The 23,698-nt window shown below is 53.0% G+C and carries 22 protein-coding genes and 1 pseudogene; 12 read left to right on the top strand and 11 right to left on the bottom strand.

Features of this window, described 5'->3' with window-relative positions; all coding sequences use genetic code 11:
• Positions 1-10: 10 nt before the first annotated feature.
• The gene (locus MKX42_RS06745; protein ID WP_340751832.1) at positions 11-1,270 is read right to left on the bottom strand and encodes a DUF6385 domain-containing protein; all 1,260 of its coding nucleotides are present in this window, start codon (positions 1,268-1,270) and stop codon (positions 11-13) included.
• Positions 1,271-1,544: 274 nt separating this feature from the next.
• On the opposite strand from MKX42_RS06745, the gene MKX42_RS06750 reads away from it, so the two are divergent.
• The 3 genes from MKX42_RS06750 to MKX42_RS06760 all read left to right on the top strand — a co-directional run bounded on the left by MKX42_RS06750 (position 1,545) and on the right by MKX42_RS06760 (position 3,529).
• Complete coding sequence (locus tag MKX42_RS06750; protein WP_340751833.1) at positions 1,545-2,081, top strand: hypothetical protein; 537 nt, start codon at positions 1,545-1,547, stop codon at positions 2,079-2,081.
• 23 nt (positions 2,082-2,104) lie between these two features.
• Positions 2,105-2,683, top strand: a complete 579-nt coding sequence (locus MKX42_RS06755) for a hypothetical protein (protein ID WP_340751834.1) — start codon at positions 2,105-2,107, stop codon at positions 2,681-2,683.
• Between the two features lie 174 nt (positions 2,684-2,857).
• Positions 2,858-3,529, top strand: a complete 672-nt coding sequence (locus MKX42_RS06760; protein ID WP_340751835.1) for an alpha/beta hydrolase — start codon at positions 2,858-2,860, stop codon at positions 3,527-3,529.
• 167 nt (positions 3,530-3,696) lie between these two features.
• Here MKX42_RS06760 and MKX42_RS06765 read toward each other — a convergent pair whose 3' ends face one another.
• A complete protein-coding gene (locus tag MKX42_RS06765; protein ID WP_340751837.1) occupies positions 3,697-4,725 on the bottom strand; it encodes a LacI family DNA-binding transcriptional regulator in 1,029 nt (342 codons plus the stop codon).
• Positions 4,726-4,841: 116 nt separating this feature from the next.
• Between MKX42_RS06765 and MKX42_RS06770 the strand changes: the two genes are divergently transcribed.
• Positions 4,842-6,542, top strand: coding sequence for an alpha amylase N-terminal ig-like domain-containing protein (locus MKX42_RS06770; RefSeq protein ID WP_340751838.1), 1,701 nt, complete (start codon positions 4,842-4,844; stop codon positions 6,540-6,542).
• Between the two features lie 59 nt (positions 6,543-6,601).
• Here MKX42_RS06770 and MKX42_RS06775 read toward each other — a convergent pair whose 3' ends face one another.
• A complete protein-coding gene (locus MKX42_RS06775) occupies positions 6,602-7,711 on the bottom strand; it encodes a M23 family metallopeptidase (RefSeq protein ID WP_340751839.1) in 1,110 nt (369 codons plus the stop codon).
• Positions 7,712-7,941: 230 nt separating this feature from the next.
• Between MKX42_RS06775 and lipA the strand changes: the two genes are divergently transcribed.
• Positions 7,942-8,847 carry a lipoyl synthase gene (gene lipA / locus MKX42_RS06780; RefSeq protein ID WP_340751841.1) on the top strand — a complete coding sequence of 302 codons (906 nt, stop codon included), beginning with the start codon at positions 7,942-7,944 and terminating at the stop codon, positions 8,845-8,847.
• Between the two features lie 465 nt (positions 8,848-9,312).
• Positions 9,313-9,960, top strand: coding sequence for a YutD family protein (locus MKX42_RS06785; RefSeq protein WP_340751842.1), 648 nt, complete (start codon positions 9,313-9,315; stop codon positions 9,958-9,960).
• A 385-nt stretch (positions 9,961-10,345) separates the two neighbouring features.
• Here the strand turns inward: MKX42_RS06785 and MKX42_RS06790 are convergent, their stop codons facing one another.
• From MKX42_RS06790 to ylbJ, 4 genes are all read right to left on the bottom strand, one after another.
• Entirely contained in the window at positions 10,346-11,797 is a 1,452-nt protein-coding gene (locus MKX42_RS06790) for a S41 family peptidase (RefSeq protein ID WP_340751843.1), read from the bottom strand.
• Between the two features lie 34 nt (positions 11,798-11,831).
• Positions 11,832-13,010: a stalk domain-containing protein gene (locus tag MKX42_RS06795; RefSeq protein ID WP_340751845.1), complete on the bottom strand. Its 1,179-nt coding sequence runs from the start codon at positions 13,008-13,010 to the stop codon at positions 11,832-11,834.
• 341 nt (positions 13,011-13,351) lie between these two features.
• The gene (locus MKX42_RS06800; protein WP_036701738.1) at positions 13,352-14,149 is read right to left on the bottom strand and encodes an NAD kinase; all 798 of its coding nucleotides are present in this window, start codon (positions 14,147-14,149) and stop codon (positions 13,352-13,354) included.
• Positions 14,150-14,281: 132 nt separating this feature from the next.
• Positions 14,282-15,553 (bottom strand): sporulation integral membrane protein YlbJ, encoded by a 1,272-nt coding sequence (gene ylbJ, locus MKX42_RS06805; RefSeq protein WP_340751846.1) that lies wholly within the window; start codon positions 15,551-15,553, stop codon positions 14,282-14,284.
• Between the two features lie 439 nt (positions 15,554-15,992).
• Here ylbJ and MKX42_RS06810 point away from each other — a divergent pair, with 439 nt between their 5' ends.
• The gene (locus tag MKX42_RS06810) at positions 15,993-16,376 is read left to right on the top strand and encodes a globin domain-containing protein (RefSeq protein WP_036722077.1); all 384 of its coding nucleotides are present in this window, start codon (positions 15,993-15,995) and stop codon (positions 16,374-16,376) included.
• A 17-nt stretch (positions 16,377-16,393) separates the two neighbouring features.
• Positions 16,394-17,110, top strand: coding sequence for a DUF2225 domain-containing protein (locus MKX42_RS06815; RefSeq protein ID WP_340751847.1), 717 nt, complete (start codon positions 16,394-16,396; stop codon positions 17,108-17,110).
• A 120-nt stretch (positions 17,111-17,230) separates the two neighbouring features.
• Here MKX42_RS06815 and MKX42_RS06820 read toward each other — a convergent pair whose 3' ends face one another.
• Both MKX42_RS06820 and MKX42_RS06825 read right to left on the bottom strand, forming a co-directional pair.
• Positions 17,231-17,461 (bottom strand): hypothetical protein, encoded by a 231-nt coding sequence (locus MKX42_RS06820; RefSeq protein ID WP_036722073.1) that lies wholly within the window; start codon positions 17,459-17,461, stop codon positions 17,231-17,233.
• Complete coding sequence (locus MKX42_RS06825) at positions 17,458-17,649, bottom strand: YycC family protein (protein ID WP_340751849.1); 192 nt, start codon at positions 17,647-17,649, stop codon at positions 17,458-17,460. Before MKX42_RS06825 ends, MKX42_RS06820 begins: the two co-directional genes overlap by 4 nt.
• Before the next feature lie 129 nt (positions 17,650-17,778).
• On the opposite strand from MKX42_RS06825, the pseudogene tnpA reads away from it, so the two are divergent.
• From tnpA to MKX42_RS06845, 4 genes and pseudogenes are all read left to right on the top strand, one after another.
• Positions 17,779-18,021 (top strand): annotated as a pseudogene (gene tnpA / locus MKX42_RS06830) (IS200/IS605 family transposase); the annotation flags it as partial.
• Positions 17,993-19,081, top strand: a complete 1,089-nt coding sequence (locus MKX42_RS06835) for an RNA-guided endonuclease InsQ/TnpB family protein (RefSeq protein ID WP_340751850.1) — start codon at positions 17,993-17,995, stop codon at positions 19,079-19,081. The pseudogene tnpA and the gene MKX42_RS06835, both read left to right, overlap by 29 nt.
• A gap of 216 nt (positions 19,082-19,297) precedes the next feature.
• Positions 19,298-21,097, top strand: coding sequence for a M3 family oligoendopeptidase (locus MKX42_RS06840; protein WP_340751851.1), 1,800 nt, complete (start codon positions 19,298-19,300; stop codon positions 21,095-21,097).
• Positions 21,098-21,450: 353 nt separating this feature from the next.
• Positions 21,451-21,864, top strand: a complete 414-nt coding sequence (locus tag MKX42_RS06845; protein WP_036722066.1) for a hypothetical protein — start codon at positions 21,451-21,453, stop codon at positions 21,862-21,864.
• A 115-nt stretch (positions 21,865-21,979) separates the two neighbouring features.
• Here MKX42_RS06845 and MKX42_RS06850 read toward each other — a convergent pair whose 3' ends face one another.
• Together MKX42_RS06850 and MKX42_RS06855 are read right to left on the bottom strand one after the other, a co-directional pair.
• Positions 21,980-22,213 (bottom strand): alpha/beta-type small acid-soluble spore protein, encoded by a 234-nt coding sequence (locus MKX42_RS06850; RefSeq protein WP_036701727.1) that lies wholly within the window; start codon positions 22,211-22,213, stop codon positions 21,980-21,982.
• 101 nt (positions 22,214-22,314) lie between these two features.
• Positions 22,315-23,286: an aldose 1-epimerase gene (locus MKX42_RS06855; RefSeq protein WP_340751852.1), complete on the bottom strand. Its 972-nt coding sequence runs from the start codon at positions 23,284-23,286 to the stop codon at positions 22,315-22,317.
• Between the last annotated feature and the right edge of the window lie 412 nt (positions 23,287-23,698).

Raw genomic sequence — 23,698 nt, forward strand, 5'->3', positions numbered from 1 at the left:
GAGATTATACTTACGTTCCTTGTGCATCAAAAATAACATTAAGCGTAGAAGCCGCACCCGGCGTGGCGGATTGATAGGAGAGGCGGGTGTATTTCAGGAACCGGGCAGGCACAATGACGTCTACCGAACCTGCTGGCAGCGGATTGTCGCCGGTCGTATCGACGAAATAGTTGGTTCCGTCTGCACTGATCTCGACCCGTGTATTCACCGGATTGGCTCCGGTATTCACAATGAAGTAGGAGTAGGTGCCAAGGACACTGGTATTGTTGGCCGGCAGCGGCGTATAGGTATCCGAAGTGGCAATTGCCGTTGTAGGCAGCTCAACGAAGCTGCGTTGGGAAATGGAGGTTACGCTACTCAGCGTACCAGCAGTAATAGTCGCACCAAGCACGCTAGTAATGGTACCGCCGAGGATGTTGGTTACTGTACCAGCAGATGATAGAGTACCGGCGGTGATAGTCGCACCAAGTACGCTAGTAATTGTACCGTCTAGCAGGTTAGTCACTGTACCAGCAGATGATAGAGTACCGGCGGTGATAGTCGCACCAAGCACGCTAGTAATGGTACCGTCTAGCAGATTAGTCACTGTACCAGCAGATGATAGAGTACCGGCAGTAATAGTCGCACCAAGCACGCTAGTAATGGTACCGTCTAGCAGATTAGTCACTGTACCAGCAGATGATAGAGTACCGGCGGTGATAGTCGCACCAAGCACGCTAGTAATGGTACCGCCGAGGATGTTGGTTACTGTACCGGCAGATGTTAATGTACCGGCAGTAATAGTCGCACCAAGCACGCTAGTAATGGTACCGTCTAGCAGATTAGTCACTGTACCAGCGGAGGTTAATGTACCAGCAGTAATAGTCGCACCAAGCACGCTAGTAATCGTACCGTCTAGCAGATTAGTCACTGTACCAGCGGAGGTTAACGTACCGGCGGTGATAGTCGCACCAAGCACGCTAGTAATGGTACCGCCGAGGATGTTGGTTACTGTACCAGCGGATGTTAATGTACCGGCAGTGATCGTTGCGCCAAGTACACTAGTAATGGTACCGCCGAGGATGTTGGTTACTGTACCAGCAGATGTTAATGTACCGGCAGTGATCGTTGCGCCAAGTACACTAGAGATGGTGCCGTTCAAGATGACGGTGGTCAGATTCCCGCTGGCATCCGTGGTTAGCGGCCGGTCGATCAGAGTCGAGGGGTCCCGGCCAAAAATAAGTGTGCGCAAATTATCCGGGTTCGCCTGAAATGAACTGAAATTTGGCAAAATAGAGTCATCCTTTCTGTGGGCAATTTCTGCCGTCAGTCTGCTCATGAAAAGACCCAAACCGTCGTCTGGGTCCTTAAGCATGTATAGGCTGCCGGATTGATAGAGAGAAGCATGTAGGTGGGCAGGACCATTCGAATGGTGTGATATTAGGATATGGAGCTTTTAAGAGAATGACTGGGTTAACTCTGCAAAAATACGCAGCCGCCAAACAACCTGCCGGACAGCCTCGCATATTATGAAAATATGCTAGAGCGACAGAAGGAGTGAGAATATGCCGAATGAGACTGTATTTAACCAGAATAGCCAGCCGCTGTATACCGAGCAGGTTAACACCTATATTGCACCCGGGATTGATACTCTGCCTGAAGCGGGAGCCGCTATGTCAGGTTTATTGTTTGGAATTCCTTTTGCCTCCACGGTGGGTACTTCCACCCCGCTTGTCATGCAGGTAGCTAATCCGGGCGGCAGCGGACGTACCTTGTATATCTCCCGCATCATCGCAAGTACAGGTACAGCGTCGGTCACCTTAACACTACTGCGTAATGCAACGGTGGGGGGCATGGCGGTCACCCCGGTCAACTATAACTTCGGCAGTGCGGTCACAAGCGTCAGTACTGCCCGGACCGCTACGGCCGCGCCTACAGGTTCTCCGGCGACATTAATGTCGATGCTGCTGGCCATAGGTCCGGTCATCCTTAATATGGATGGCAGGATTATTCTGCCGCCTGGTAACTCGCTCACGATATCGGTAACCATTGCGTCAGGGAGTACTGCGGCAACAGGCAATATTAGCTGGTGGGAATTTTAGAGCGGAAGGGGAGAGGATGAACCATGCCCAATAACTACGTAATCAATGACAATGACCAGCCGGTATATGTGGAAATGACGAACACCTTCCGTGCACCGGATATCAGCGCCCCGCCAGAGATCAGCGCTTCGCAGGCAGCCGTATTATTCTCGGCGAATGCCTCGAACTCGGCAACAATCGTGCTGTCGCTTCTCTCGGCAGTCATTTCAGTGCGCATCAGTAATCCTGCGGGCAGCGGGCGGACCTTGTATCTGTCCCGGATCAGCGGCAGTATCGGCGGCACCTCTGTGCTGACCTCGATCTCTGGCAGCTTTACCATTGTCAAAGGAGGCACGATATCTTCGCCGTCCACGGTGACGCCGGTGAATAATAATCTGGCCAGCGCGGCCGCAAGCAGCATGACGGTCCAATCCTCCACCGCAGCTATTTCCGGGGGCACTGTGCTGGCGAATGTTCAGATTGCGCCGGGAGTGTTCAGTCCGGCTTTTACCGGCAGCATTATCGTCCCTCCGAACAATGTCATCAGCATCAGCGTAAGCTCTTCAAGCGCGGCAGTCGGGACGATTATATCTGCATTAAGCCTGAACTGGTGGGAGAGATAGCAGACCGGCGCTTCAGCACCTTTATAGATGTTTCACGCTAGACATTATCCTTCTATCTCACTCAAAAATACTACCGTCGCTACAAGGAGGCCGAACCGTGCCCACTTGACTTCAGGATGGTTAAGGTCTATTTTTCTATAAATGGATGAATTAGAGGATTGGGGAGGAGGAAGCATGGAGAGCTGTCTGTTTATACACGGCTTCACCGGAGGCGAATACGAGATTTCTCCGCTTGCACAGTATATGGAGGCTAACGGCTATGTGTCCAGAATGTTTACCCTGCATGGACATGGAGGCGGCAGAAGGGAACTGCTCCATTCAAGCCGGGGGGATTGGCAGCTAAGCGCCGAGGAGGAACTGAAGCAGCTATTCTCAAGCTCCGAAAAAGTACATCTGATCGGCTTCTCTACCGGAGCGCTGATTGCATCGCAGCTGTCTGTTCAGTATTCTTCCCGGATTCAGTCGCTCACCTTGTTGTCTACCCCGGTGTATCCGCTCAACCCGGCCGAGATTCTGCGCACACTGGTCCGCCCGGAGATGCTGCGGAATTATCTCAGCAAATGGGGCTCTACACCCATGAAGGCCACGCGGGAGTTCCAGCGGCTGGTTCGTGAGAGCTTCGAGGTCTATCCGCAACTGGAGGTGCCGACCTTGATTGTACAGGGCAAGCGGGATCATCTGGTGAGATTCAAAAGTGCGGACTATCTCCGGCAGACGATTCCCTCGGAACGCAGACAGGTGCTGATTATGGAGCAAAGCGGGCATATGGTCTGCCACAGCGGCGAGAGTCCCGCTATGATGGATGAAGTACTCCGGTTTATCCGCCGCTCGGGCGAGTCCGGGTAAGCAAAGAACCCTTCCAGTGCTGGAAAGGGTTCTTCTGTCTGTCGCTGCTTCTATGATTATACGTTGACATTGAGGAGGGGGCGTGGTATTTTCAGCTTAAGGAAACCGGTTTCCCTTGAAAATAGGGATGAGTACCTCCTCCCTCTACTATTCTGTTATTTCGTTAGTTATTCTGCAGCAGCCCCGCCGCTTCGCTTGGAAGATAACCGGGGAATCAACTCCGGCTCCAGCAGTTGTCCGCTCACGGCAGCTTCTTTGTTATCCAGTTTATCCATCAATAGCCGTCCTGCGGATGCGCCGAGCTGGAAGGTATCCATATCGAGTGAAGTTAGCGGAGGAGTAGTGTAGGGAGACAAGGGATATTCATCGAACGTGGCAATGCCCAGCTGTGAAGGAATGGAGATATTCAATTCCCGGGCCGCCTGAAGCACACCGTAAGCGGAGAAGTTGCTCATGCAGACGATGGAGCCGGGGGGATTCGCACTTTGCAGCAGCTGCTTGGCTGCCTGATAGCCATCCTCCTGGGCCGCCCGGCCATTGATGATCCAGCCGCTATCCACAGCCATTCCCGCCTCGCCGAGTGCCCGCTGATAGCCGGCTGCACGGCGCAGAAAGAGCGGCTCATCCTTCTCACCGCCGATGAAGGCCACAGACGGGTAGCCCTGGTCCAGCAGATGCCGGGTCAGCATGAATCCGCCCAGCTCATTGTCGCAATCGACCCAGATTCCCGGATCGTTGATCTCACCGATGGAGATATATGGGAAATGAAGCCGGTTCAGTTCCGCGCACAGATCAGGAGTCAGCACCGAGGTGTTGGCAATAATGCCGTCCACCCGCTTATTCAGCACGAGCCTCTGCAGGAAGTGCCCCTCCGCATGGTCATGCTGGATATTGGCAATGGTCAGCTCATATTTCAGAGGACCAATGATGCTCTCCACCCCGCCGATAATGTTATAAAAGAACTGATTGAGAAACTCGCTTTCCTTGGACATATCTATCAGGATAGCTATCGTGTTGCTGCTCTGTCTGGCAAGTCCGGTGGCGATGCTGCTCGGGGTATAGTTCATCTGCTTGATGATGTCCCGGACCCGGGCCTTCGTTTCCTCGGATATTTTGGGAGAGTCGTTCATGACCTTGGATACAGTGGATTTCGCGACACCCGCTGCCAGGGCGATATCCTTAATAGTAACTTTCATTGCTTTCCCTCCCGTCCTTACGGTATGGTGCACCCTAATGGCGAACTTTGTTCTACCTGTCATAATAACACAGTTGCTGAAGCTGCTCTATGCGGCATAAAAGGAGACTATACAGTATGCTTAACCGGTTATTCGTATATCACACAGCGGAGGACCCCTTCGCCTTCCCGGCAGGCCCACGCCTGCTTAAACTCAGACTATTCGTGCAGAGCGGACAGTCCCTGTCCTGCACGGTTGTCCACGCTGACCGTTACGATTCACCCGGCCATGAGCTTCCGCAGGAGATGGAGCGGGTCGGCTGTGCCGGAGCGTATGACATACATGAAGCCCTGGTTCCGGCCGAGACTGGCAAATGCCGGTATCTGTTCCACATCGGGAATCCAGCAGGCGAATACATGTGGTACGGGGAGCGGGGAAGCTCAGAGAACAGGGAGCAGGCAGGTGCCTTTCAGTATGCCTATATTCACCGCCCGCACGCCATCGCACTGCCTGCCTGGAGTTCAGATGCGGTAGTCTACCAGATTTATCCCGAGAGCTACCATCAGGGGACGCTTCAAGGCATTACCGACAAGCTTGCATACTTGCAAGAGCTTGGCGTAACTGCTATTTATATGACGCCAATCTTTGAATCGCCTTCCGGGCATAAGTATAATACTTCCGATTACTATAAGGTAGACCCTGGATTCGGGACGCTTGAGGATCTGAAAATACTGGTCGGGACTGCACACCAGCTGGGGATGAAGGTTCTGCTGGATGCGGTCTTTAACCATTCCGGCGATACCTTTTTTGCCTTCCGGGATGTCCTGGAGCATGGAGAGGCGTCGCGCTACAAAGACTGGTTCTTCATCCATTCCTTCCCGGTCAGTACTTCGCCGGCTCCCGGCTATGAGACCTTTGCCAAGGCGGAGGCGAGTATGCCGAAGCTGAATATGGATCATCCCGAGGTAGCGGATTATATGATGGACGTAGCCAGGTATTGGGTGCGGGAAGCGGGGATTGACGGCTGGAGGCTGGATGTGGCCAACGAGGTGACTCCGGCCTTCTGGACAAGACTGCGGCGGGAACTGAAGGCGGAATTCCCGGACCTGCTGCTAATCGGCGAGATTATGCATGCTTCCGGGCCTTGGCTGCGGGGAGACCAGTTCGACGGCGGCATGAATTACCTGCTGCGGGATGCGTTGCTGGAGTTTTTTGCAACGCAGTCTGCGGGGCCGGCCCGGTTCATGGAGCAACTGCTGCATCAGGAAGCCTTGTACAATGATCAGGCCAATTCGGCGATGTTCCAGCTGCTGGGCAGCCACGATACGCTGCGCTTCCTGACCGCCTGCAAGGAGGGGGGCCGGGGCTGGGACCGGGAAGCTACGGCGATGAGCCGGATGCGGCTGGCTGTCTTTTTCCAGATGACCTATATAGGCCTGCCGATGATATATTACGGGGATGAGGTTGGAATGGAAGGTGCTACAGACCCGCATTGCCGGCGGCCGATGCTCTGGGAGGAGCAGGAACAGCATACTGGGCTACTGGACTGGTACAAGCGGCTGATCTCGCTGAGAACAGAGCATGAGGTGCTGCGCCGGGGAGCCTTCCGTCCCTGGTTCACAGATGAGACGCGGGGTATCCTTGGCTATGTCCGGCGCAGCGGGCAGGATCGGATGGGGCTCATTATCAATAACTCCCCCAACCGCTACCATCTGGAGCTGCCCGCCTACCGTTCGGACACCAAAGTGCTGACCGAGCTGTTAAGCGGACTCACCCTCCGCAGCTCTAGCAAGCTTCTTGTGGAGATCGAGCCGTTTGGCTGTCTGATGCTGCACTAACCTGTAACCTCTGTCCAAAGAAAAGCGAAATGGACTCTGAGGGGCGCAGCATGCAGGTGTTATTTCTTCTTTTTGTTTTGTCGCAGCTGCCGGAATTCCTGGTTCTCCCATTGCTTGAGCAGCGGGTAAGGATCGAAGGCCCATTCCGTAATGCCGCGGTCACGGTAGATGCCATAATGCAGGTGGGGCGGGAACTTGCCCTGTGTGCCCGGGCTGCCGTAGCCGGAGCTGCCGACCCAGCCGATGGTCTGTCCCGGAGTGACAATATCCCCTCGCAGCAAGGACTTCTCATACCCCATCAGGTGGGCATAATAATGGTAGCGGTTCTCGATATCGCGGATACCGATGCGCCATCCGCCGTAGCGGTTCCAGCCCTTGGTCTCAACAATGCCGAAGCAGGTGCTGCGCACCGTCAAGCCATGCGGCGCGAACAGATCCGTGCCTTCGTGAATGCGCGCGCCGCCCCAGCTCCGGCCGGTTCCCCAGGTGCTGCGGTAGGCATAATTGGTCCCTATCGGCAGCGGAAATGCACTGCCGGACAGGTCCAGCCGTCCAAAATGCTCATATAGCTTGGCGAACTGGGAGACGCGCTGGGCGGCCCGCCCGTTGTGATAGTACTCCCAGATTCCTATATTGAAGTCCGTAGCGGAATCCCCGTACTTGAGCAAGTGGCGGGCCATGCTGTATAGCACATCCGCATCGCTCTCGGGATCTGCGATACCGTCCCCCGATCCGTCCAGCCCGAAGCCGCCGAAGAAGCGGATCGAATCCGGCTGCTTGTCGTCCTGATCCGGGTTCAGCGGACCGGACCATACGGGCGCCGGAATCATAATTCCGGTAAGGCGTGGCTTAGCCGCTGCAGAAGGGCTTTCTGCGGCGGCTGTTTTTTTGCTTTTCCTGGCGATGGACCGTTCGTACTGATCGATGGCAGCGAAGCGGTACCAGGGAATGCCGGTTGCCGCGCCCATCTGCTCAAAAAGCTGCTTGCGCTCAGCGGCGGCAGTCTCTTTGCTGTCTGCAGGAGCAGGACTGCCCGAGCTCAGTTCGGGAATTTTATGATAACGGGCAGCTTGGGCACTTTCGGCAGGACTACCGCTACAGAGCAGGGCGGCGGCAGACATGCACATCAAGGTTCTGCGGGTGTAGGGGCTCTTTAATAAGGCCAGCATGATCTCATCCTCCTGCGTTTGTGCGCATGAATTGCATTTATGTTTGCGGAAGCGGCACCCGGGTCAGGTGCTTTTCTTTAGATTGAAGCAAAAGGACTTTTTTTATCCATGACCGCTCCAAGGTTCACAAAAACAGGCAAACGCCTACTTCACATGCTATAATATGAGGCAGCAACTTTTGACTGTGAAAATGACATTGACATTCAGATCGAAAGCGGGGTCTCATCACTTTGACTAATCGAACAGCCAAACAGCCCAAGCCAGACTGGATCAAAATCAAGTTAACCACCGGTGAGGAATATCAGGAAATCAAGGGTATGATGCGCTCAAAGACGTTACATACCGTATGCGAGGAAGCACGCTGCCCGAATATTTATGAATGCTGGGCTAACCGCACGGCGACCTTCATGATTCTGGGGGATATTTGTACGCGCGCTTGCCGCTTCTGTGCGGTGAATACAGGTCTGCCGACCGAGCTGGACCTGCTGGAGCCGGAACGTGTGGCAGAGGCTGCCGAAGGCATGCAGCTTAAGCATTGTGTGGTTACGAGTGTCGCCCGCGATGATCTGAAGGATGGGGGGGCGGCGATTTTTGCCGAGACCGTGTCTGCGATCCGTAAGCGCCTTCCTCTATGCAGCATTGAAGTGCTGATTCCTGATTTCCTGGGGGACCGCGAGAGCCTGGAGACCGTGATGAACAGCCGTCCGGATATCCTGAATCATAATATCGAGACCGTGGAGCGGATGTCTGACCGTGTCCGGGCCCGAGCCAAATACCGCCGTTCCCTGGAGCTGCTGCGCCGGGCCAAGGAGATGAAGCCGGAGATTCCGACCAAATCGAGTATTATGCTTGGCGTCGGTGAGCAGTGGGATGAGATTCTGCAGGCGATGGATGACCTTAGAGCCGTAGATTGTGATATATTGACATTAGGACAATATCTTCAGCCTTCGCCGAAGCATCTGAATGTGGAGAAATACTATCCGCCCGAGGAGTTCGCGGTGCTGAAGGAAGACGGCCTGAAGCGCGGCTTCAGCCATGTGGAGGCCGGCCCGCTGGTGCGCAGCTCTTATCGTGCCCATGAGCAGGTGAAGTCTGCTGCCGTGGCCCGTGAGGCTCGTTCCGTTTCACAGGCATAGATAACCACCCGGTAGCGCAGCATCATGCAGCGCAATTGCCGAAGAAGCCTTGACTCTTTATTGGAATTTGCTGTGCAAATTCCCCGCAGGACGAAGTCACAGGAGATTTTTAAGGTTTTAGTTTTTAAGGTTTTAAGCTTTAGGGTTTAAGTTTTAGGTTTCAAAGGGGTTGAAAGGCTAGAAAGAACCAATGCCGCCATAGCGGCGAGGTTCTTGGGTGGCGGTTGCCCCCCTCCCGTTGATGGAGTCATGGAGAGGGATTTTGAAATTGTAGGAGCGGCAGCGTCCGCCTGAGAGCTTTCCTCTGGAAAGCTTGCATCGTAAGCATAAGCTGTGGTCTGATTTCACCGCCTAGCGGTTAAATGGAAGAAATCAGACCACAACAGCGGCCGGAAATTCAAAATCCCGCGCAATGACGGCTTATCAACGCCCCCCAGATATTATTGAAAGGCAGGCGACACACGCTTGATCGTTATAGGTGGAAAAGGTTACGAGCTGATGCTCGATCATAAGGACGGCTGGAACCCGGAGGCTTTTCGCGGAAGATACAGCGAAGTGCTGGACCGGTACGATTATATAATCGGTGACTGGGGCTACAGCCAATTGCGCCTCAAAGGCTTTTACCGGGATAATCACCCTAAAGTGAACCGGGACACAGCCATCTCAGGCATGGTGGATTATATTAACGAATACTGTAACTTTGGCTGTGCGTATTTTGTGCTGCATAAGCTGAAGGAGTCCCCGCAGGAGGGAACCTTCAAGGATATTCTGATTAAGGAAGTCCCGGAGCCCGGGCTGGACGAGGATCTGGAGCAGGAAGCTGAACAGGTGGTAACGGTAAAAGAATACCGGGAGCCGCAGACGAAAAGTGCAGGCCGGGAGCATACAACCAAGGACAGACCGGTGCGCGAGCACCAGAGCCGCAATCACCGCAACAAAGAAGGCCAGGGCAAGAAGAACCATAAAGAGTTCCAGGGCAGAGGCCAGCAAGGCCAGCCGAATAATGCCAAGCAGAACAGAGAACACAAAGACAACCGGTCTAACAAGCAAGTGAACCAGAATAAGCAGGACAGACCGGAGAAGCAGGACAACCAGAACAAGCAGGACAACTAGAACGATACTCAAGGGGACTAGCATGTACACCCCCTGTTTCTAAAATGCAACTCAAAAAGCCTCTTCAGCATTAGCTGAAGGGGCTTTTTCTAATCCAATGAGCGAGCGAGAGGGCACGGGCCGAATGTATGTCGAAAACATACATGTCTATCAAGGCACAACTCCAGCATGAAAATGAGCAGCGTGCTATCGTCCATTCATCTGTTTAGCGTATTTTCACAGAAAACCGACACATTGGGTAGTGCGGAGGCGGGTCAAATGTAGGCGAAAAACCGAATACAATGAGCTAGTGTAGGTGCGCATGGGCCAAATGAGGCCCAAATAAGCAAAATCAGGGGCACTAAATGCCCCTGATTTCGCTGGATGCCCCAGAAGCGGGCTAATTCTATTTTACAGCTAATTTCAGCTGTTTCAGTGAGGCATTGTAGCTCCATACGAGCGCAGGGAACTTTTTCTTGAAGGCATTCAGCTCGATGAAGGTTTCTCCGTCCTGGAACAGCGCTTCTTTGGAGGCCAGAGTGAACCCGGATACGTTACCGGCACCGGTGGTCAGCAGCACCTTTTTGTTCTTGGCATCCCAGGAGACTTCATTCTCCACCAGCGCGGAGAGGACACGGGAGGCGGCATACACCTTACCGCCCTGCTGGATCAGACCTACATTTCCGGCAAAAGCAGTGCCGTTGATATCCAGAATATGACGGTCGCCAGAGGCGACAATCTCCTTCATCCCGGCGATTTGCAGAGCGGTAATCAACTGGGCAGTTTTGCCCTTGACCTCGATATCAGGCGCAAGTCCGATATGGTTGAAGTCCTCCTTGTTCGGAGTCAGATACTTCATGGTGGTTAGCTTCAGTTCGCCGCCGCCGGACATGGGAATCAGGCTCTGAATCCGTGCCTTTCCGTAAGAGCGCGTGCCTACAACTGTAGCCAGCTTGTTGTCACGAAGTGCCCCGGTCAAGGCTTCGGAGGCGCTGGCCGTATATTCATTGGTCAATACGACCACAGGCACGCCGATCTTGCTGCCGTTCGTAATTGCGACTGGCTTCAGTGTACCGGTCTGGTCGGAGGTGTACATCATAATGCCGGCATCCATGAACTTTGAGACGATATTCTGGGCGCTGTCCATATAACCGCCTGTATTATCGCGCAGATCCAGTACCAGCGATTTCATGCCGGCTGAACGCATTTTGTTCAGCGCTGCGGAGAATTCCTCATCGGCAGTCTGGGTGAAGCCGTTGATGGAGATGTAGGCGATTTTGGAGCTAAGCATCTTGCTGGTTACGGAGCTTGTAGCAATCTCGCTGCGGGTAACCGTATAGGATTTGTTAGCCCCGTTTCTCTGAATCAGCAGAGAAACCTTCGTGCCTGCTTTGCCGCTCAGTTCATCACCATTCGTATCAGCCACCCGCACCCCGTTGATCTTGAGGATGGAGTCGCCGCGCTTTAGTCCCGCGGCCTCGGCCGGGGAGCCGCTCATGACCTCTTCAATGTATAGCTCTTTGCCCGAATACATCAACCGGACGCCGATGCCGACATATTGCAGATCGACCTGATGACCAAAGTCTGCAGCTTCCTCCTTCGTGAAGTATTGGCTGTAAGGATCGTCCAGCGTATTGACCATACCGTCAATCGCACCGCGGATAAGCGTATCCTGGTCTACACCCTCGACGTTGTAATACTCCAGATATTGCATAATTTCATTGATAATCTCCGTCTTGGAGGCTTGCGCCGCGTCGGTGGCGGCGGCAGCGTCTGCTGCTGAAGCAGCAGGAGCCCAGGCGATGGATAGAGCCAGACAGCTGCTTAAAAGTGCGGTAACAATTTTGGCTGATTTCATGAGTTCATGACATCCTTTAGATTAATTTTTAAATTTAGGACTGCGCGTCGAAGCCGATATGATAAGTAGTGTCGATCGTCCAGGCACCGCTCTCCGGCTTCGAGAGCAGGAGGATCAGAGACTGGGTATAGGTCTCCTTCGATTCACCGTCCGTAATGACCACTTCCGTATAGACTGCGGCTTCATAGTCCGTGTAATAGAAGACATTGGAGGAAGACACCGCATAGCTTAGATCATAGGTTTTGAAATAATCACGCAGCTCCTCTTTGTAAGAGTCATCATCCTCCTTATCGTACGAGGTCATCACGGCAAGGACTGCATCTGCATTGCGGGCATTCATACCCTGGTAGTATTTGCTGAGCGTATCCTTAATTCCGGTCTGATCGCCCTGTGGAAGCACAGCGGGCTTCATGCCTTGTTCGCGCGTCAGCAGCACTGAGGATTCCTGCAGATCCATGGCAGAGATCCTCCAGGTGCCGTTTTGACGGACCAGCGTATATAAGTATTCGTACTGCTCATCCGGTGTATAGTACCCGCCGGTCCGTACTGCTTTTTCGACAGAATGGACTGTAGCTTCGTTGCCCGTTAGACTGAGCACTTTAAGACTCTCGATCGTATTCTTGATGTCATATAGCTCGAACTGGGAATTCATATTGCTTACAGCTTCCGTTTGGTCTGCCCCTGCATCGACAAGCGAATAGAAGCTGCTGGCCTTCTCTTCATTATAATATTGGTTAGCTAATTGAATGATTGCCTTGATCTCCTGCTCACTGGAGGCGGAGGACGGCGATACGGTAATCTTTACGCTGCGGCTGGCAGAATCCCAGATCGCTGTGCCCCCGGTGGCTTCGGCGATGAAGCGCAAGGGTATGTATGTGGTCCCGGCGCTAGAGACAGGAGCGACTGTGAGCTGCTTAACGGTTCCATTGACGCTGGCCCGCTTGCTGCCTACCTTAAGGCTGATATCCAGGCCTGTTCCGGTGCCGGTTACCGTGCCGGTCTTGGAGTCCCACAGTACCTGCAGGCCAAGCTTCTCAAATACAACGCGGAATGGCACAAGCACCGTATTATTTTTCAGATAAGGCGTCCCTGCTGTGAAGGCAAGATTACTGCCGTTAATATAGACCTTAATGGGTTTGTCTGCGGCAAAAGCGGGAACCGCAAGCACAAGGGCCAGCAGGCTGATGCCTAGCAGGGATACTAATTTCTTCAATAGATTCGCTCCTTCAAATAGAAAACTTTGTAAAATAGAACCATTATACCATTTGAAAATTCCGTCTGTCTATTTATTCTGCGGGATGCTGCTAGGCTCAGTAGGGTTCCTGTCAGCCGGCATGATAAAGCCGGAGATCGGGGGCATCTCCGGCTTTATCATAGAGTATCCAGCAGGATTAGGACTGTCCCCGCTAAAGGCGCAATACGATCCTTGCTTGAAATATAAGACTTTATATGTTGCACACGATAAATTATCCTTCTATTTCTCGCTGAAACGGTGCCGTCCTTTAAAAGAACGGCAAGGCCGTTTCCGCTTGTTCAATAGAATCAGGAATAAGACTAGACTAAGAAGGCCTCCCGGACACGGTTCCAGAACGGGAAAGGGCGGTAACGGGCGAAGCTGATTTTGTGATCCGCGACCTGAGCACGTACCGAAATCAGATCATCCACCGGAATGTTATTATGGTCAATAGTTAGCAGCAGGCGCTGATCCTTGCGCGAGAAGATATCGCAGTGATGGTGCTTAGGCAGCAGCAGCGGCGAACCCATGGTCCGGAATACCCGGTTATTAATGGAGGCAATTTCAGCAATCTGCAGCGCCTCGATCGAGGGGTGCACCATAGCGCCTCCCAGACTTTTGTTATAAGCGGTACTGCCGGAAGGTGTGGACACACACAGGCCGTCCCCGCGGAACATCTCAAAGGTTACATCATTAATATCTACCTGGATTACAACCGTCCCGTCCACCCCCTTAAGGGTGAATTCATTCAGGGCAATGTGCTTACTGGAGCCGGATTTCTTATGTATTTCCAGTTCGAGCAGCGGGTACTGAACGATACGGGGTTTATGCGGCCCAACCTCTCCGCACATGTAATCAATCAGGGACGGCAGCTCTTCGGCCTGCCAGTCCGCATAGAAGCCCAAATGGCCGGTATGCACGCCAACAAAAGCGAGGTTCGGGATCTGATCGATAAACGTATGAAAAGCGTGCAGCATCGTGCCGTCACCGCCAATAGAGATCACGATTTCCGGTGACTTGGCATCCAGCTCCAGATTCCGGCCTTGCGCCAGCTTGTGAAATTGCTCCGCTAGTTGGATGGATAATTCATCTCCGCGGTCCAGAACATAATATCTCAAGATGTACAGGCTCCTTTGTCTAATTCAGTCATACACCGATCATAATCAATCTTGACCCGGAACACAATATTAGCGCTGTGAAAAGCCGGAATCCGCTGCAGTGCTGCAGCGGCAGAGCCGTGGGATATTGGATTATCTGCGGCGCGTATAGGGCTGCCGCCACAGCTTCCCCAGCAAAAAGACCATAAGCGACAGGGCCAGCATGACTGCGAGCAGAAGGCAGAGCAGGCTGATGCTGCTGATTAGGGCGGCTTCTGGAACGGCCAGCCCGGAGGCGGCGGGTAGTAGGGACCACTGACCGGCCATTCCCGAGCTGACTACCGGGTTCCATAGCAGGAGAAGCAGCACCGCTGAGAGCAGAGCATGCACCAGGCGGGCGGCCATGAACGGGAGATAGCGCAGTCCAGTACCATTCAGGATACTGGCGACCTGCGCATGAACCGACAAGCCGCCCCAGGAGAGAATGAACGCTGCCGCTGCAGCCTTGAACTGCAGCGGAACGCCTCCGGCAGCTTCACCCGCCGACCTGGCACCAAGCGTCACTTCGAATAAGCCGCTGACCAGGGCGGCGGAGAGCTCAGGCGGGAAGCCGGCCAGCGACAGCAGCCGACCGGTCATGCTGAACAGGGCGGACATTACACCGGCGCGGGCGAGCAGCTCCATCAGCACATTGAAGAAGACAACCAGGCCGCCGACAACGATGATGAGCTGGAGCGAGGAGGTAATGGCGCTCTTCAGCAGCTCGCCGAGACTTCTTCCGTCTATCCGGCGCGCATTTGCCATCGCGTTCAGCGCAGCCCGCAGCCTTCCTGGGCTTGGTCCTTCCGGAGATGCAGAAGAGCTGCCTGAATGAGGGAGGGGGGAGTCCTCAGCTGCTTCTTCCGGCCTGCCCCGGCCATGGAAGGACATCAGCAGACCTACGATGAATCCTCCCCCATAATGGGCAAGGGCAAGTACAAGCCCAAGAGAAGCGTCATGAAAGAAGCCCACAGACACCGCGCCTAGCAGAAAAATCGGGTCCGAGGAGGTCGTGAAGGCGACAAGCCGCTCGCCTTCGATTCTGCTAATCATTCCCTGCTCGCGCAGCTTGGCGGTTAATTTCGCGCCGACAGGGTATCCTGATACATATCCCATTGCTAGGGCGAAGCCGCCGCTGCCGGGTATATTGAAGAGCGGGCGCATCAGCGGATCAAGCAGAGCGCCGAAGAGATGGACAATGCCGAAGCCCAGCATAATTTCAGAGATGACGAAGAACGGGAACAGTGAGGGAAACAGCACATCCCACCAGACGGCGAGCCCGCGCAGCGCCGCATCCAGAGAGCTAGCGGGATGGACCAGCATCAGCAGCATACAGCCCGCCAGCACGATCCCGAGCAGCGGGCTTGCGATTTTGTTCAGAGTCATCGGTTTCTCGCCTCCAGTTCTATGCTTAGTTGTATGCCGAAGGCTGGACAAACAGCACAAAAAAACGAGGAAAACGGTTACATTTACCGGTGCTTTTTCACTGAAATTATGGTATTATAAACTTAATTAATGCACATCTTGTTGAGTTAGATTTTCAGGGATGGAGTGATGGTGATGAGTGTGGTTGCCGGAGTGCTCGTTTGTGCTTTTGTATATGTGATCCGGGTCTCCCTTGTCCCGCCTGGTGATGAAGATTTTAGAACATACTGATTACTTAACGAGCGCTGAACTCCGGTTTGGCGCCTTTTTTTGTTCAAATTTTTATTTTCATAGGCTTAGCAGGCATGTCTTAAGGCAGGGATAACTGTGCAGCGCGTTTTTTGGTATAATGATAAGCAACTGCTTATCAGATTAATATGGAAGAAGGCGAAACCTCCAAATGAATCCGAAAGAGAGCCTGTATGACAGCCTGGGAGGCGCTGAGGGAATTCACCGTCTGGTAACTGTATTCTATGCCAAGGTGCAGCTTCACCCGCAGCTCAGCCCGCTATTCCCTGAAGATATTACTCCGGTGCTGGAGAAGCAATACCAGTTCTTGAGCCAATTCTTTGGAGGCCCTGCCTTGTTCTCCGAGCAGCACGGCCATCCCATGATGAGAGCCAGACATATGCATGTCCCCATCACTCCTGCTCTGGCGGAGGATTGGCTCGCCTGCATGAAGGCAGCGCTGGAGGAGATTGGTGTGGAAGAATCCCTGCGTACCTTTGTTCTGAGCCGGCTGGCTGGTCCCGCCCATCATTTTGTCAATATGCCCCATGAATAAAGTGTAGTTGTGAAAGGATGAGGGCACCCGTGCCGGAATTAATACCGCTGTACTCGATTAAGGTTACCTGCTGTAATTGTGAACATGAATTTTCTACCTCAAGAGTACGTCCCAGCCTCAAAAAGGCCATCCGCCGCGATGCGGACTTCTGCTCCTATTACAAGGCGGAGAATCCCGATTATTATGTGGTTCGGGTCTGTCCGAAGTGCGGCTTTGCCTCCACGGAGAATTCAGCAGACAAGCTGGCTGACTGGCAGCGGAAGTCCTTCGATGCCCAAGTAGGAAGACGGTGGCAGACCCGCAGCTTCGGAGAGAAGCGTAACTGGGAGGAAGCGCTGGAGACGTACAAGCTGGCGCTGATCTGCGCGCAGAGCATTAAGGACAAGGAACGTATTATAGCAAGCCTGCTTCATCATATTGCCTGGCTGTACCGGTATCAAGGGGATACGGTGCAGGAGCAGCGCTTCCTGGCCTATTCGCTGGATGAGTATGTGAAGGTGTTCGAGAATGATTCATCCGGTGGTAATGATGCGCGGCTGATGTATCTGATTGGTGAGCTGAACCGCCGGATCGGGGAGTTTGCCGCTGCTGTGCGGTGGTTCTCAAGGGTCATTAATGATCAGCGGATTACGGACGCGGCCATGATCCGGGCTTCGCGCGAGCAATGGGCCATTCTGCGTGAGCAGATGCGCGGTCTGGACGTTGATCCGGACGGGCTTCCCGCAGGTACATAGAGGGCGGAGTGAAGGTTGAAGAGCGTCTATCCGGTATACCGGAACGCAAAAAGGCGTAGAAGGGATGTCTCTTCTACGCCTCTGCCCGCTTAAGCGGGGCGAACTGCCGGACATCCGCGCTTAGCGGACCGCCCGGTCAAACAACAGGTAGTCATTGTCATTATCAATGACGGTGGGACTTGCACTGCAGCAGGGAAAGACCAGCAGCTTTTTTTTGCCGTCACGCACGTGCTGCAGCTCCCGCGGCTTCATCGGCAGAAGAACATTCTCATGGTCGCAGAAGGGGCAATATTGCACGTACATGTCGCCAAGAATAATGTCATAAGGCCAGGTATGGCTGAAGGGGATCATTGCTTGTCCTTCTCGTCAGAGGGAGCAGGTACGCTGCCTTCGGGAGGCTCGCTTGCGGGCTTCTTGGCCAATTCAGCGATCTTTTGCAGCAGGATATGTTGGGGCATATGCATCAGGTGTTCCAGCGGAACGCCGAGTTGTTTTGATAAGGTGATGGCCGTCTCCGGCGATATTTGCAGTGGCTTCATTAGGAGGCCCTCCTTACAGAAATTAGTCGAGAAAGCCCACTCCTTTAGGGGTGGGATGAATCGTCTTTGTTTAAGAAACATCCTTATGTTGTGAAAATTGTAATAAATGAGCGCGTGTTCTTGTAGCAGCTGCTCGCAATGGAAGTCATGCCTGATCATGTGCATATTTTTCTAAACGCACTGCCCACCGATTCTCCTGCAGACCTGATGGCGAAACTGAAAGGAATCACTTCCCGGCGTCTCCGTGAACAATTTAAGCACTTGAACCACTTGCCTTTCCTCTGGACTCGTTCCTACTTGGTCAGTACGGCAGACAACGTTTCCAGCGATACGATCAAACGATATGTTGAGGAACAAAAAACAAGGGGGTGAGACCCTGCAAACCGTAACGATTCAAATCCGCATTTTCCCAACCCATCCGTCTGTATTGGTGGATATGGGCAACGAATACATTCGAACCGTCAACGAATTAACAGAGCAAGCCGAAAGGTCTGGAACGTTTCCGAAACTAACTTCAAAAACCGTTTGTGCCAATCTACCCTCTGCCGTAAAGAATCAAGTGATTCGAGACGCCAAAAGCCTATTTCAGCGGTTCAAGAAAAATAAGAAGCGACCTCTTCTCCAAAAGAGGGTGTACTACGTGAACAATCAAAACTATACGATTCGGGGCAACCACATTTCGTTCCCAGTAATCCTGGATGGAAAAGTACAACGTCTTGTGGTGCCTGCGCTTCTGCCAGATCGGGAGCGAGACATGCTTGCGAAGGGGAAGCTTGGACTTCTGCGTGTGGTTCAAAAATCAGCAAAATGGTTTGTTCAAATTTCAATCGAACGACCGACTAAGCCAGCCGATGGTCATGAACTGATGGGGATTGATTTAGGCTTGAAAGTTCCTGCTGTTGTCGTAACCTCTAGTGGCAAGACAACATTTTGCGGAAATGGACGTAAAAACAAGTTTGTTCGCCGTAAGTACAGTACCTATCGCCGCAAATTAGGAAAGCTTAAACAGCTATCCGCAATCCGTAAACAGAACGACAAGGAAAGTCGTTATATGAAAGATCAGAATCACAAAATCAGCCGCCAGATCGTGAATATGGCCATTCAAGAAAAGGTGTCTGTCATCAAGCTGGAGAAGCTGACGGATATTCGGAAGACGACAAGAACAAGTCGTAAAAACGCCAAAAACCTGCATCATTGGTCGTTCTATCAGTTGCAAATGTTCATCGGGTATAAGGCGACACTCACTGGAATCCAAGTGGTTGAATTGAATCCGGCCTACACCTCGCAAACCTGTCCCTCTTGTGGAGAGCGGAACAAAGCAAAGGATCGAACGTATCAGTGCAACTGCGGGTATACAGCGCATCGAGATCGAGTCGGTGCCATCAACATCATGCGTCAACCTGTGGCAGATGGTAACAGTCTGCCAGCCTAGGTAGCTATAAGCTCTGATCTAGGATGGGCGAATGAACTCGCCCTTAACTTAGCAGTAGGGCAAAGCGGAAACGTATGCGCCCGCTAACTAGCTAAGAATCCCACCCTTTTAAGGGTGTGGAGGTTCAAAATTAGTGGAGTATCATGATTCACTTTACCATGGCTCTAACGCAAATACAAAGAAAACTACTCTATAACGAAGGAATGGTGAGTACATATGAAACAACCTTTATCACTGACATGGGAACTGGAATCGATTTTTCCGGGAGGCTCTGCCTCTCCGCAGTTTGAGAGCTTCTTGAGCATGCTCGAATCCGATATTGAACGCCTGCGCACACAGGTGGCTGCCGCTGATGCACCGGCTGATGCGGCTTCAACGAAGCTGCTGGACCCGGTTATCGAGCTGCTGCAGAGCTGTGCCGGACGCCTTACACAGGCCTCGGAATTCGCTGGTTGTCTGGGTGCGCAGAATCAGCTCGACAAAGGGGCGGTGAGACTGTCCTCCAAGGTAACGGGGCTGCGCGCCGGTTATGAGGGCATCAGCTCTGCCTTCGATAACGTGCTGCGCCAGACCTCTGACGCGGTATGGGCTGAGTGGATGGCCCGGCCGGAGATTGCCCCACTGAATTTCGTGCTTAGTGAGAGCCGGAGTCTGGCCCGTGAGAAGATGAGCCCAGAGCTGGAGAGTCTGGCACTTGAGCTTGCAGTTGACGGCTATCATGGCTGGAGCGAGCATTACGAGACAATTGTCGGACAGATCCAGATTCCTTGTGAAGAAGACGGGGAAGAGAAGCTGCTCTCTGCCGGGCAAGCCTTCAACAAGCTGACGGATGAGAATCCTGAGGTCCGCAGTACGATGTTCCGCAAATGGGAAGAAGCCTGGGGCGGGGCAGCCGACTATTGTGCAGATACTTTGAATCATCTGGCAGGCTTCCGCCTGAAGCTGTACAAGGGCCGCGGCTGGGAGGATGTGCTGAAGGAGCCGCTGGGCATCAACCGTATGTCCCGTGAGACTCTGGATGTCATGTGGGACGTGATCACGAAGAGTAAGCCTGCACTGATATCCTATCTGAAGCGCAAGGCGGAAATTCTGGGTCTGGAGTCACTCGCCTGGGTCGATGTGGATGCGCCAGTCGGCAAGTCCTCCGGCAAAATCCCCTATGAACAAGCAGCCGCCGACATCGTGACCCAGTTCCGCAAATTCAGTCCGAAGCTGGCGGATTTCGCCGAGCGCGCCTTCGACAAGGATTGGATCGAGGTTGAAGACCGTGCCGCGAAGCGTCCGGGTGGCTTCTGCGTCTCCTTCCCGGAGAGCAAGGAATCCCGTATATTCATGACTTACAGTGGTACGCCGTCCAATGTATCCACTCTTGCGCATGAACTGGGCCATGCCTATCACTCCTTCCTGCTGGAGGACCAGCCGCTGTTTAATCAGAACTATGCGATGAACGTGGCGGAGACAGCTTCCACCTTCGCGGAGGTCATTGTGTCGGATGCACAGGTGAAATCTGCGACGGACAGTGAAGAGAAGCTGGCACTGCTTGAAGCGAAGATCCAGAACAGTGTGGCGTTCTTCATGAATATCCATGCCCGCTTCCTGTTCGAGACCCGCTTCTATGAGAAGCGCAAGGCAGGTCTGGTAAGCAGTGAGGAATTGTCCGCGCTGATGGAGGAAGCCCAGAAGGAAGCCTTCTGCGGGGTTCTCTCCGAATATCATCCGCATTTCTGGGCGTCCAAGCTTCATTTCTATATCACAGATGTACCGTTCTACAACTTCCCGTATACGGTAGGGTATATGTTCAGCACCGGTCTATACCGGCTTGCACTGCAAGAAGGGGCTTCCTTTGCCGATAAATATGACAGTCTGCTGCAGGATACCGGAGTGATGACGCTGGAGAATCTGGTGTCGAAGCATCTGGGTGTTGATCTGTCTAAGCCGGATTTCTGGCAGGGGGCTGCGGATTTAATCGTTGCCGATATTAATGAATTTCTGGAAATGACAGAACAACGCGGCTAAGAATTTGTCAGAAATGAGAAGAATTGATTTTTTGCCGTGAAATGATGACAGTTGAATATGGTGTGAATGTGCAAAGACCCCGGTTTCGGGGTCTTTTATTGCTGTTTATTTGTCGATAAATGGCGACAAAAGTTTGTATTTTGCTATAAATACTAAATAACGTGCGCATTTATAGGGATTATAACCCAATTATGTTGAATAATGTTGTGGGCGTTTAAATAGTACCCTATAATGAGCCTAAAGCCTTATATAAGCGCTGCTATACCCACGAAATTCAAACAACTGCTTACGAAGCAAGTGTTGTGTGAGGCAGAGCCATGAGGCTGCATCACCCACAAGACTTTTAGGAGGAAATGCATGTGAGGACGGAACAATTATCGCTTGCAAGACAGATGGATCTGGTATTTCATGAGCTGCAGGAGGAATTGTCAGGACTAAATTCAGGGACCGTATTTGTACAGATCAGGAATAATATCATCGGCAAGTTCGGGGTCCGCCACAATCCGCTCGCCGGACGCAGCGGAAGCTTCGCAGCCGGGCAGGAGGGGCTGACTTCAGGCCAGCAATCCTCATTCCGCGTCATGGCGCTGGAGAGCCTGAAATATAAGAAACGGTGGACGCATGGAGAGATCAGCTACGAATTTGCTGTACGCCAGGGAATGGTGGTGGTGGATGCCACGCTGGAGTCCAATTACAATATGGCGAATCTGATGATCCGCTATCCGCGCAGCAGCCACGGCGATGTCTCGGATCAATCCTTCGGCTGATTCTATATACATATAGAAAAGCCCCCCTGCGCTTCGACGAGAAACGCGGGAGGGCTGTGAAGCTGCTTTGGTCTATGCCTCACGGCTTAGACGGTTTGTAAAGATAAGGTAGCGATTACGAACGACCGGACAGTTGTTGCTCTGCCAGTTGCACCAGACGTTTGGTGATATATCCTCCCAAAGAACCAGTTTCGCGGGAAGTATAGTTTCCATAATAACCGTCAGCCGGAATAGTTACTCCAAGCTCTTGTGCTGCTTCATATTTCAACTGCTGCAGCGCTGCATTCGCTTGAGGAACGACCAGGTTGTTAGAACGGCTACCACGACTTTGTTGACCTGCTTGACCCATGTGTGCTCACCTCCTTCGCCCGTTGTGAAGATAGTATGAGCGCGGGAGGGAGAATTCATGCACGGATGTTGAAGTTTTATAGGATGGTAATTATATGAAATTTATCGTTCCGGGTAGATCATCTGCAGGGTGCCCCCCAGCACTAGCGTCTGTCCGGGTTCAAGCGTGATCAGCCCGGTAGAAGAGGCGTCCTGCTGGAGATTAGGTGCATCCGGGAGCCAGGTGAGCGGTTCAATGCACAGGAACTGGTCGGCTTCGCCTTTGGTATAGAGAATCCAGTGGCGGAAGAATTCAGGATCGGCTGAGTAACGCAGCCCGTATCCATCGTCCCGCATCAGCACGGCCTCGGCAGGCTGGCCCTCTGCTATACGAAGGACGGTATCCAGGTCCGCACCTTGAAGATTCAGCCGGGTGTGCAGGCTCGTAAGCTCCCCGAGCGGCAATAGCTGTCCGGTAGGCAGGAGATCGTCACTTAGCTCGCAGACGGCTCCGGCAGGAAGGGTAACATTCCAGCGGGAGGGCGTTCCGTCCAGCATGAACCATGTGTGATAGCCTGCGCCAAAAGGAACACTCTTGCTGCCGAGATGAGTGACCCTGAGCGTCTGCTGGAGCCGGTCATCCTGAAGCCGGAAGGTCATTTCTAGCTTCAGCGGCTCAGGGAATTGTCTGATCCACTCCGGATCATCGGTGGTTATGAATTCAGTGGTGACCGCACAGCCTTCCTCGTCCTCTTCAATATCACTGACACACCAGGCCTGGGTGCGGTGCAGTCCGTGAATATGATGTTCTCCCGCATTGCGGTCAAATTGGTAGCTTGTGCCATCGAATTGGAAGCTTCCGCCGCGTATCCGTCCGGGCGGCACCAGGAGGGGCAGGCCGAAGTGATAAGGTTTCTGCATATATGATGCCAAGTCGCTTTCTTCAGGCTGACGAAGGATCTGCCGCTCCATGGTGCGGTCCCATAATGAAATTACGTTATTACCCAGCCGGGGCAGAAGCGTGACTTCCAGTTCCCGGCTATGCAAAATATACGTATCATAACCGTTCCACTGCCCTTTGGTCACCTGTTTCATAAGAGATATGCTCCTTTGATAAGCTGTAATCAGATAACATAGACACGAATATCTTTATCATACCAGATTTATCCGGCGGAGGTTAGGGATTTGACAACTTCTCCGGGCCGATCTATGATGGAGGCATCAAGTAACACAGGTAACGCGATGACAGGGACAAGTAAGCATGGACTGTACCTCCAGAAAGCCGGTGGCTGATGTGAACCGGTGGTGCACCTCTGACTGAATGGACCCTTGAGTGCCGCGCTCGAACAGGCTGCATAAGCCTTAAGTAGACCGGCCGTCTCTTCCCCGTTAACGGAAGCCAAGGCTGTTTGCATAGAGATCCCTACGGGAACTCCAGGCAGCGAATAAGGGTGGTACCACGGTCTCACGTCCCTTGCGGATGTGGGGCCTTTTTGCGTTCTATGCG

Source organism: Paenibacillus sp. FSL R7-0204 (assembly GCF_038002225.1).
GTDB lineage: Bacteria > Bacillota > Bacilli > Paenibacillales > Paenibacillaceae > Paenibacillus_AQ.